The sequence below is a fragment of the Mycobacterium sp. 1423905.2 genome, from assembly GCF_001673155.1.
Taxonomy (GTDB): Bacteria; Actinomycetota; Actinomycetes; order Mycobacteriales; family Mycobacteriaceae; genus Mycobacterium.
In genome coordinates this window covers 1-2264 of record NZ_LZLE01000270.1, presented here as the reverse complement: position 1 = coordinate 2264, position 2264 = coordinate 1, and the positions used below count along the sequence as shown (strand labels likewise).

Annotated in this window: 1 protein-coding gene and 2 pseudogenes; 2 read left to right on the top strand and 1 reads right to left on the bottom strand. The window is 66.3% G+C overall.

Going from position 1 to position 2264, the window contains the following annotated elements; all coding sequences use genetic code 11:
• Positions 1–369: pseudogene (locus tag A9W95_RS17970) on the bottom strand (sugar ABC transporter permease); the annotation flags it as partial.
• A gap of 33 nt (positions 370–402) precedes the next feature.
• Between A9W95_RS17970 and A9W95_RS17965 the strand changes: the two are divergent.
• Together A9W95_RS17965 and A9W95_RS17960 are read left to right on the top strand one after the other, a co-directional pair.
• Positions 403–1920, top strand: a complete 1518-nt coding sequence (locus A9W95_RS17965; RefSeq protein WP_067415640.1) for a TldD/PmbA family protein — start codon at positions 403–405, stop codon at positions 1918–1920.
• Positions 1917–2264, top strand: a pseudogene (locus A9W95_RS17960) (TldD/PmbA family protein); the annotation flags it as partial. The gene A9W95_RS17965 and the pseudogene A9W95_RS17960, both read left to right, overlap by 4 nt.

Below are 2264 nucleotides of genomic sequence, written 5' to 3'. Positions count from 1 at the left end.
CCACAACACCGCAATCGCCAACGGCGCACAGATCCAGGGCAGCACGTACAGCGTGCGGAACAAGCCGGTGCCGGGGAGGTTGCGGGCGAGCAGCGCGGCGGCCACTAGGCCCAACACCGTCTGCGCGGGGACCACGAGCGCCACGAAAACAGCCGTCACCAGCAGCGACGCGGCGAAGTTGCCGTCGGTGAGGACGGATTTCCAATTGGCCAGGCCGACATAGTGCAGCGGTCCCAGCAGGTCCCAGCGGTACATGCTCAGCCAAACCACCACCAGAATCGGCAGCAGCAAGAACGCGACCACACCGAACAAACTGGGCGCGAGCAGCGCATACGCCGTCGCCGTGGTGCGGCGAGGCGCGTCGGACATGAATGTATTAAAGCCGGTCGTTACGGTGGAGCCGTGACAGCGAACCGGGGGATCGATGCCGACTTCCTGGACCTGCCGCGCTTCGAGTTGGCAGACGCCGCGTTGTCGGCGGCCAAAGCGGCCGGGGCCAGGTACGCCGACCTGCGGATACACCGTATGAGCACCGAGATCATCCAACTGCGTGACGGCGAGCTCGAGACGTCGGTCATCACTCGAGACGTCGGATTGGCGGTTCGGGTCATCGTCGCCGGCACGTGGGGATTCGCCTCCCACGCCGACCTGGCCCCCGACGTAGCGGCCCGAACCGCGCGCCACGCCGTGCAGGTCGCCACCATCTTGGCGGCGCTGAACAACGAGCGCGTCCAGCTGGCGCCCGAACCCGTGTACGCCGACGCCACCTGGGTCTCCGATTACGACATCGACCCCTTTGGCGTGCCGGCTTCGGACAAGATCGCGGTGCTGCAGGACTACTCTGGCCGGCTGCTCAACGCCGACGGCGTCGACCACGCCTCGGCCAGCCTCAACGCCGTGAAGGAACAGACCTTCTACGCCGACACCTTCGGGTCCTCGATCACCCAGCAGCGGGTGCGGTTGCTGCCCACCCTGGAAGCCATCAGCGTCAACGCCACAGAGGGCACCTTCGACTTCATGCGCACGCTGGCGCCACCGACCGCCCGCGGCTGGGAAGTCGTCGCCGGCGACGAGGTGTGGAACTGGACCCAGGAGTTGGCCGAGCTGCCCGAGCTGCTCTACGAAAAGGTCCGGGCGCCCAGCGTGATGCCGGGCGTCACCGATCTGGTGATCGACCCCACCAACCTATGGTTGACCATCCACGAATCCATCGGCCACGCCACCGAATACGACCGCGCCATCGGCTACGAGGCGGCCTACGCCGGCACCTCCTTCGCCACCCCCGACAAACTCGGCAGCATGCGCTACGGCTCGCCGGTCATGAACGTCACCGCCGATCGCACGGTCCAACACGGGTTGGCCACCATCGGTTACGACGACGAAGGCGTGGCCGCGCAGAGCTGGGATTTGGTGCGCGACGGCATCTTCGTCGGCTATCAGCTCGACCGAGTGTTCGCGCCGAGGCTCGGACAGGAGCGCTCCAACGGGTGCTCCTACGCCGACTCTGCCCACCACGTGCCCATTCAGCGCATGGCCAACGTGTCCTTGCAGCCCGGCACTGACGACCTGAGCACCGCGGACCTGATCGCCCGGGTCGATGACGGCATCTACATTGTCGGCGACAAATCGTGGTCAATCGACATGCAGCGGTACAACTTTCAGTTCACCGGACAGCGGTTCTTCCGGATCCGCGACGGCCAGCTGTACGGACAGTTGCGCGACGTCGCTTACCAGGCCACCACCACCGACTTCTGGAATTCCATGGAAGCCGTTGGCGGGCCGTCGACGTGGCGGCTGGGCGGGGCGATCAACTGCGGCAAAGCACAGCCCGGGCAGGTCGCCGCGGTCAGCCACGGCTGCCCGTCGGCGCTGTTCCGCGGCGTCAACGTGCTCAACACCCGTGCCGAGGCCGGCCGATGATCACACCGCAGCATGTCGTCAACATCGTCTTGGATGAGGCGGCGAAAGCCGGCCGCGCCGACGAAACCATGGTGCTGGTCACCGACAAGGTCGAAACCACGCTGCGTTGGGCCAACAACACGATGACCACCAACGGCGTCACGGTCAGCCGCAACATCGCGGTTATTTCGGTTGTGCGCCAGGGGGATAGCGCGCACATCGGCACAGTGGTATCCGCCGAAGCCGACCCGACGGTGCTGCCCGGGTTGGTGGTGTCGTCACAGGATGCGGCCCGATCTGCGCCGGAGGCCGGTGATTTCGCACCGCTCCTTGGTGATTCGGGTCAGCCCGGGGACTGGGACGCC